At 68.2% G+C, this 8,380-nt stretch carries 5 protein-coding genes; 2 read left to right on the top strand and 3 right to left on the bottom strand.

Annotated features, from left to right (window positions below):
• Nucleotides 1–73: 73 nt before the first annotated feature.
• Nucleotides 74–595, bottom strand: coding sequence for a PilZ domain-containing protein (locus VNO22_02700; GenBank protein HXG60261.1), 522 nt, complete (start codon nt 593–595; stop codon nt 74–76).
• A gap of 126 nt (nt 596–721) precedes the next feature.
• Here VNO22_02700 and VNO22_02695 point away from each other — a divergent pair, with 126 nt between their 5' ends.
• Together VNO22_02695 and VNO22_02690 are read left to right on the top strand one after the other, a co-directional pair.
• Nucleotides 722–3,463: a PA14 domain-containing protein gene (locus VNO22_02695; GenBank protein ID HXG60260.1), complete on the top strand. Its 2,742-nt coding sequence runs from the start codon at nt 722–724 to the stop codon at nt 3,461–3,463.
• Nucleotides 3,453–4,934, top strand: coding sequence for a hypothetical protein (locus tag VNO22_02690; protein HXG60259.1), 1,482 nt, complete (start codon nt 3,453–3,455; stop codon nt 4,932–4,934). Before VNO22_02695 ends, VNO22_02690 begins: the two co-directional genes overlap by 11 nt.
• Before the next feature lie 6 nt (nt 4,935–4,940).
• On the opposite strand, the gene VNO22_02685 is transcribed toward VNO22_02690, so the two are convergent.
• Both VNO22_02685 and VNO22_02680 read right to left on the bottom strand, forming a co-directional pair.
• On the bottom strand, nt 4,941–6,059 hold the full coding sequence (locus tag VNO22_02685) for a HupE/UreJ family protein (GenBank protein HXG60258.1): 1,119 nt from the start codon (nt 6,057–6,059) through the stop codon (nt 4,941–4,943).
• A complete protein-coding gene (locus tag VNO22_02680) occupies nt 6,056–8,314 on the bottom strand; it encodes a DNRLRE domain-containing protein (GenBank protein HXG60257.1) in 2,259 nt (752 codons plus the stop codon). Before VNO22_02680 ends, VNO22_02685 begins: the two co-directional genes overlap by 4 nt.
• Between the last annotated feature and the right edge of the window lie 66 nt (nt 8,315–8,380).

Raw genomic sequence — 8,380 nt, 5'->3', positions numbered from 1 at the left:
CACTTCGACAAGATCACCCGGACGGCGGCGCGGGGATCGCGGAACGCAGGTTCGTCGGGCAAAGGCGCTTCGGCTATCGGCCGCTTCCGGATCCGAACCACTGGTCCCGGATGCGCTTCTCCCGCAGCGCCTTGTACTGGGGGCTGGCGAACCACTCATGCATGAGCGCAATCTTGCGGCGCAGCGCGGCGTCGCCCTCGGTGAACTCGATGCCCGCCTGGAAATTCGCCGGCCGTCCCCGCGGGACGCACCAGCGGACCTCGCCGACCACTTCGATCGCGTCCTGGTAGCGCTCCATCTCGATGCGCAGCCGCACCTTCGTGCGCGGCGGGAGATGTTCGGTCAGAAGCACCCGCGCGCCGCCCTCGGAAAGGTCGAGAACCGCCCGGCCCCGGTTGCCGCGCGCCAGGCCGAGCGACGCCAGGAATCCTTCGCGGTAGAGGCGGATGCGCGCCCCGTCCACCGAAAAGCGGGGGAAGCGCCTGCGGTTGTCGTGCGGAAGCGGCCGGGACGCGCGAGGCTCGCCCCCCGCCGGGGAGCGCGGCGGCTCGTCGTCCCCGAACCAGATCTTCTCGCTGGCTTTCTCGCGCGGCATCGCTTTATTTCTATTGTACCCCGGCGGCGCGCTCCGGGCCGGGCGGATGGCTCGCGGCGGTAACGAAACGACCGCTCGTGTAACGCATGAGGGACGGCCGGATATGGAAAGACGGCCGTGTGCCTCATGGTCTACGCCTTCACGGTCGCGCTTGCCTTGGTCTTATCCCAGGACGCCCCGCCGTCAGACGGGGCGCCGGTCATCCCCGCTTTCGAGCGCTTCGGCGAGGCCGACCCGGTCGAAGGAGGCCGCCTTCTCCTCGGCGAACTCGGGTGCACGTCGTGCCATCCCTCCGAAGGAGCCGATCCCGTCGCGTCGCGGCGCGGGCCCGTTCTGACGGACGCCGCCCGGAAGTTTCGCGCCGAATGGCTGCGCGCCTGGCTCCAGGCGCCTTCCCGCGTCAAGCCGGGAACCCCCATGCCCGCCGCCGTCCGCGATCCGTCCGAAATCGAGCCGCTCGTCCATTATCTCCTGTCGCTGCGGTCCGATGCGCCTCCCGCGGAATCGACGGGATCGCCCGCCAAGGCGCGCGAACTCTACGAGCAGGTCGGATGCGCCGCCTGCCACGGACCTTTCGAACGCAAAGGCGATGCGGGACCCTTCGTGCCGCTCGGGGATCTGCGCGCCAAGTACACCTCCGCCGGACCGTTGGCGCAGTTTCTTCAGGATCCGCTCCGCACCCGCCCCTCGGGACGCATGCCTCGGATGAACCTCTCCGCCTCGGAAGCGGGCGCTCTGGCCCTGCACTTCGTAGGCGGTCGGCCGAGGGATCCCGACGACCCGGACGGCGCGCAGCCGGGGGTGGTGTTCGAGTACTTCGAAGGGTCGTGGGGAAAACTGCCCGATTTCGATGCTCTGAAGCCCGCCGCTTCGGGCGTCGCCCGGGATTTCAGCCTCAAACCGCTGCTGCGCCGCGACGATCATGTCGGGGTACGGTTCCGCGGATACATCGAGGTTCCGAAAGACGGAATGTACACCTTCTCCACGACCTCCGACGACGGCAGCCGCCTGCGCGTCGGACGCATCCTGGTCGTGGACAACGATGGAACGCATCCGGCCGTGGAGGCGTCCGGGGCGGTCGCGCTGCGGAAGGGCAAACATGCCCTCACCGTCGAATGGTTCGAAGCGGCGGGGGAGGAAAGCCTCGAGGTTCATTGGGAAGGGCCGGGATTTTCAAAACAGCCGATTTCCTCCGGAGCGCTCAGCCACGTGCCGCCGTCCGGCCAGGCGCCCGAGCGCGCCCGCCCGGATCCGCGCCGCGATGAGTTTCAGCCGGATCCCGCGCAGGCGCGACGGGGGCGCGAGATCTTCCTGCGGCGCTGCGTTTCGTGCCATGAGGCCGAACGGGGAGACCGGCCGGTCGCGGCGCGTCCCCTGCTCGGGCTCCGGGGAAAAACGGGAGGTTGCCTTGCCGAGCGGCCGCCCGCCGGGGCGCCCGCCTATCCGCTGTCGTCCCGTCAGCGCGCGGCGATCCGGGCGGCCCTGGAGGCGCCTCCGGCGGCGACGCCTCCGGCGGCGGCGCGGCGGGTGGAGCGCGTCCTGGCGGCCTTCAACTGCTACGCCTGCCACGCGCGGAACGGCCGGGGCGGGCCGGTGGAAACGGTGGAGGATCTTTTCCGGGTGACCGACCCGACGATCGGGGACGAAGGGCGCCTCCCGCCGCACCTTACCGGAGTGGGAGCCAAGCTGCGGCCTCAATGGATGCGCGAAGTACTGGCGAACGGCACCAAGGTGAGACCCTACATGCTCGCCCGGATGCCCGTCTTCGGAGGGGACAACGTGGGGTCTCTCGTCGAGGACTTCGAGAAGGCCGATCTCGAGGGTTCGGAATCTCCCGCGCCCCCCCGGAACGCCGACCTTGTAAAGTCCGGCCGGCAGCTGGCCGGCACCAAAGGTCTTTCGTGCGTGAGCTGCCACACGTGGAACGGGCAGAAATCTCTGGGCGTTCCCGGGATGGACCTCACCGTGATGGCGCGCCGGCTTCGGCGGGACTGGTTCCATCGGTATCTTCGCGATCCCAACAGCCTCCGGCCGGGAACGCGGATGCCGACCTTCTGGCCCGAAGGAAAGAGCGTTCTTAAGACCGTCCTCGACGGGGACGCGAGTCTGCAGATCGAGGCGCTCTGGCAATACCTGGCGGACGGCCCGCAGGCGCGCCCTCCGGCGGGGCTGGGGCCGCAGCCGATTCTCCTTGTCCCCCAGGCTGAGCCGATCATCTACCGGAACTTCATCCAGGGCGCCGGGCCTCGCGCGATCGCGGTCGGGTATCCGGAGCACGCCCATCTCGCCTTCGATGCGAACCACCTGCGGCTGGCTCTCCTCTGGCGCGGGGATTTCATCGACGCCTCCAAGCACTGGGTCGATCGCGGGCCCGGATTCCAGTCGCCCGCCGGGGACGACGTCGTGGCGCTCGCGGACGGACCGCCCTTCGCCGAGCCGGAAGACCCGGCGCGTTCGCCCTGGCCGGCGGCGCCCAGGCACGCCTGGGAGAAGGCGCCCGGGTACCGCTTCCTCGGATACGAGCTTGACGCGCGGCGGCGACCGGCGTTCCTCTACGCGTACGGCGCGGTGCGGGTGCGGGATTTCCCGGAAGCGGTCGCGGACGAACGGCGTCCCGGCTTCCGACGGACGTTTACGCTGGAAGCGGAGGCTCCTCCGGCCAACCTCTGGTATCGGGCGCTGGCCGCCCGCAAGATCGAGAGGACGGCGGACGGAGCGTTCCGGACCCCGGAGGGCCTCACCGTGCGCTTCGAAAAGCCCGAAGGCCTCGAACCGGTGGTGGCGACGCATGCCTCCGGTATGGAGCTGCGCGTTCCCGTGAGATTTTCCGGAAAGAAGGCCGTCCTGGTGCAGCGCTATGAGTGGTAAGATCCTCGCTTCGATCCTGACCGTCCTCCTCGCGGGTCCGGCATGGGCGGCGGCGCCGCAGTCCGCCGGGAAAACCTCGCCGGAAGACGAATTCTACGCCCTTGTCCCCATTCCCATTCCGGACGGGATCGTGCTCGAGGCGGGCGGCCTGGAGTGGCGGCCCGAAGAGAAAGCGCTTTACGTGTCGACCCGGCGGGGCGAGATCTGGAAGGTCGAAAACGTCCTCGAAACGCCGCCGGTGCGGGCCAAGTTTACGCTTTTCGCCTCCGGACTTCACGAGGTGCTGGGGCTGGCCTGGCGGGACGGCTGGTTCTACGCCATGCAGCGGGGGGAAGTGACGCGCCTGCGGGACACGGACGGGGACGGCCGCGCGGATCGCTTCGAAACCTTTTGCGACGAGTGGGCCATCTCCGGGGACTACCACGAGTACGCGTTCTGTTCCAAATTCGACCGGGAGGGCAACCTGTGGGTCGTGCTCTGCCTGACGGGGTCCTTCACGAGCGACGTGCCTTTCCGCGGATGGTGCGTGCGGATCACGCCCGAGGGGAAGATGATTCCCACGACCAGCGGCATCCGGTCCCCCGGCGGGATCGGCATGAACGCCGAAGGAGACATGTTCTACTGCGACAATCAGGGACCGTGGAACGGCACCAGTTCCCTCAAATGGCTCAAGCCCGGCGCGTTCGTGGGCCATCCCGAGGGAAATAAGTGGTACCCTCTGGCGCCCAACATGGGACCGCGGCCGCCCGATCCCAAAAGCGGAAGCCGCTTTCATGTGGAAGCCGCCCGGATCCCGCAGTACGAGCCGCCGGCGGTTCTTCTTCCTCACGGCAAAGTCGGCAATTCCGCCAGCGGCATCGTCTGCGACGAGACGGGCGGCAAGTTCGGCCCCTTCGCCGGGCAGCTTTTCGTTTCCGACCAGTCCCATAGCGTGGTCAACCGCGTCTTCCTGGAGAAGGTGAAGGGACGCTACCAGGGAGCGTGCTTTCCCTTCCGGAGCGGCTTCGGATCCGGCAACGTTCCCATGGTACTGACCGCCGAGGGGACGCTCTTTGTCGGGGGAACCAACCGCGGGTGGGGTTCGCGGGGACCCAAGCCTTACGCGCTCGATCGGGTCACCTGGACGGGCAAGACTCCCTTCGAGGTTCTCGAGATGCGGGTCCGGCCCGACGGATTCGAGCTCGTGTTCACGGAGCCGGTCGATCCCTCCGCGGCCGGCAACCCCGCTTCCTATGGGTTGAAGACGTACACCTACATCTATCAGAGCGCGTACGGAAGCCCCGAGGTGGACGCCACCACGCCCCGGATCCGCGAGGCGCGCGTCCTCGAGGAGGGTCGGCGCGTGCACCTGTCGGTGGAGGGGCTCCAGATCGGCCACGTTCACGAGCTGACCCTGCGGGGCGTGCGTTCCCGCGGCGGCCGGGCCGTTCTGCACCCGGTCGCGTACTACACGCTCTGGAATCTGCCGTAGCCGCGGTCAGAGCGGCATGAATTCCAGTCCGACCGCTCGTTCGACCAGCCAGCCCAGTCCGAGAAGGAGAAGCGGAACGGACCCCGCCCACGCCAGCCGGCGCTGAAGAGGAGCGGCGCGATCGGGGGTGGACGTCCGGCGGAGCCAAGCGAGCGCCGGAAAGGTCGCCGCGAGGATCGCCACCTGGCCGAGCTCCACTCCCAGGTTGAACGAGAGGACGGGCACCACGACGCGGTCGGTCAGGAGTTCCTTCAGGTTCGTGGAAAATCCCAGGCCGTGGACGAGGCCGAAGCCGAAGGTCAGAAGCCAGCGCCGGCGGCCGTCGGAGACGAAGAAGTTCTCGATCGCCACGTAGACGATGGAGGCGGCGATGAGCGCCTCGGTAAGGCGTCCCGGGACGCGCACGACGTCCAGGGCGGAAAGAAGAAGCGTCAGGCTGTGCGCCGCGGTGAAGGAGGTGACGATCTTGAGGAGATCCTTGAAGCGCGTCGTACCCAAAAGAAGGGCGAGAAGGAACGCCATGTGGTCGTAGCCGATGAAGATGTGATGGACGCCCCAGCGCACGAACTGGAGCGCCCCCACCCACCAGCGCGGATCGAAGGTTTCCGCGCGATACCGCAGTTCGGCCGGGGCGAATACGACTTCCTGCCGTTCCTTGCCGTCCCACCGGATCGTGAACATCGCGGTGGGGGAGGGAACGATCGCCGTGAAAAGGTCCGTGCCCAGCTCGATCCGGCGGATTTCCTCGTCCGAGCGGAAGCGGAACTGCTGGCGGACGCGACCGAGGAGGCGCAGGTCCGTCGGGGGCAGCGCCTCGTAAACGGGCTCCAGCGGGCCCGTTTCCAGGAGGGCGTCGCGCCCGTTGACCCGGAGGCGAAGCCCGGCCCGCAGGTACTCTCCGATTTCGGCGGCGGCCGCGCGGAGGCGCTCTTCGCGGAGCTCCGTCAGCCGCGGGGTGAACCCCTCGATCCGCACGACGCGGGCGAGCTCCAGAACGCCCGCGTCCACCGTCCAGACGATCTCCCGGGATCCGACGCGCACGTCGTGGGACGTCGCGCCGTCGTCGTGCGCCCGGGCCGGAAGGGCGGCGGTCAGGAGCGCGGCCGCCGCGAGCGCGACTCTCACGGCTTTCTCCGCCTCAGGAGGAGCGCCGCCAGGACGATGAGCGCCTCGATTCCCGTGGCGCCGCAGGCGGGCCGGTCGCTGTCCTCGGCCGCGAAATCTCCGCCGTCGACGGGGGCGCCGAAGTCGTCCGGCGAGGCCGGCGCGGGGGGCGGGGCGTCCTCGAGGCGGAGGGGTTCCGAAGGCTCGGGGGTTTCCGCGAGGACCTCGGGGGACGTGGGATCGGGCTCCACGGGGTCCTCCGACTCCACGACGTCGGATTCCTTGGCCGTGGTCGTGGACGCGGGAACATAGGTCACCGCGAGCTTCGGCCGGCGTGACGCCGTTCCGATCTCGCGGGAGGAGAGGTCGATTCCGTCCGTGTTGGAAGCGTTGGCGATGATGAAGCCGAAGTTGGACGAGGGGTTGTCCACCCACTGCTGAATCAGGGCGACGCCGTCGGCGTTGAGCGCCATCGTCTGCAGCCCCGTCGAAGTCCCGGTCAGCTTGCCGCGGACGGTCGTGCCGCGGTCGCCCGACCCCTTGGCGCCCGGAACCTCCCAGGAAGATCCGGTCCGGTACACGTTCCAGGTGGCCTCTCCCTCCACCCATGGTTTCCCGGCCCGGTAGATCTCGTACGATTGCGAGCTGGGGTTCAGGACGTCGAAGGTGATGGACGCGGACTGCACGCGGCTTCCCGGCGGAATGGACGACAGGTCCCACTTGATGAGGATCGCCTTGTCGCGGCCGGTGCCGTTCGGGTCGTCTCCGTCCACGAGGAGCGCCGTGGAGGCGCCGTAGTTCGTCGTCGTGTTGGAGGCGGAGATGTAGGTGTCGCGGGTGCCGGCGTAGCTGGAAGAGGGGTAGAGCCCGTTCTGGAAGAAGCGCGTCACGGGGGCGACCGGCTCGCTCGAGGGGGAGACCGAGACGGTGGTCGTGGCGTTGCGGGCGATGTTGACCTTCACCACGACGGCGGTCTTGGATCCGTTCGAGTAGGAATACTGGGCCAGCTTCTGGCCACCCTTGACGGCGTACTCTCCCGCCGGCAGCAGGAATCGGACACGCCCGTCGTAGAAGTCCCTTCCGATACGGTTGGTGATCGAGACGCTGTTGGTGGAGGAGGTGCCGTCGTTGGGCTTGGCCCAGGAGGTGGTGATGCGGGGCGAGCCCCAGTCGCCGACGAGGGCGATCTGGTTGCCGGCGTTCTCATGAGTGCTGACCGAGGGGCAGTACCACCCTCCCGTCGAGGTCCGGCGGAACTCGAGGAAGCCGCACTTGGCGTAATCGGCGGCGGTCGTCGTGATGAGAAGCGGATAAGGAGTGGTCTGGACCACGTCGTTGTAGTGAAGGTGTCCCACGAGCATCAGATGGGGATAGCGCCCCGAGCCCGGCCGGAGCGCGTAGGCGTCCGTGTAGTGCTGGGTGAGCACCCGGAACGCGATGGCCGAATCCGAGAAACTGCGGTTCCATTCCTCGGACGCCCAGGTCCTCATGGACCCGTCGTAATAGTCGTGCCCGAGGAGGTAGAAGGACGGCCCCATCCGGACGGAGAACCCGCGGTACCCCATCTCGCGGTCCCACTTCTGGGTCGTCGTGGCGTGGGCGGCGTCGCTCATGGGGGCGACGTCGTGGTTTCCCGGAATGATGATCGTGGGAACGCGGTATTTCGCCTTGGAGGCCTTGTACCAGGAGATCTGGTCGGGCCGGTTGAGCTTCCACCAGTCGTGGACGTCGTCACCGCTGTTGAGCACGAAACGGGGGTTGATGAGGTTGACCACGGGGGCCGCCCATCCCACAAGTTCCGCGGATCGGTAGCCGCTGGCCTGGGAAGCGTACCGGTCGCGCGCGTGCTCGTCGGTCATGTGCAGGATGTAGAAGGGCGCCTCGAGGTCGGGCACCACGCTGACGGCGTGGCTCCAGGAGGCGCTCGCGCCGGCGGAGTGGGAGACGGTGAGCTTGAAGAGTTCCGGAGGGACGTCGGACGGGACGCGGATCGTCAGCTTCCAGCCGTCGAGCGTGCCGTGCTTGATTTTCGCCGCCACGGCGGAGGTGACCGTGCAGTTCCAGGAACGCAGGTCGTTGGCCAGGGAGGCCGACCATCCGCCGGTGGAGAGCCACGAGGGTCCCTGAACGTCGGCGGTAAACGTCCGGCCGGGCTCCACGAAGGCGGGGTTGACCTGTCGCGGGGACCAGAGAACGATCGTGACGGAGGCGGCCATGTTCATCATCAGGACCGCCACCACACCCAGAAGCGCGAACCGAAGACCGGTGTGCCTCATCGTTCATCCTCCCGGCGTAGAGCCTGCACGCTCGCCCGCATATGCAGGTTCCGCCGATGAGCGGGC

The organism is Planctomycetota bacterium, assembly GCA_035574235.1.
Taxonomy (GTDB): Bacteria; Planctomycetota; MHYJ01; order MHYJ01; family JACPRB01; genus DATLZA01.
Note: the sequence above shows the minus strand (reverse complement) of the source record. Positions and strands in the feature narration are given on the sequence as shown.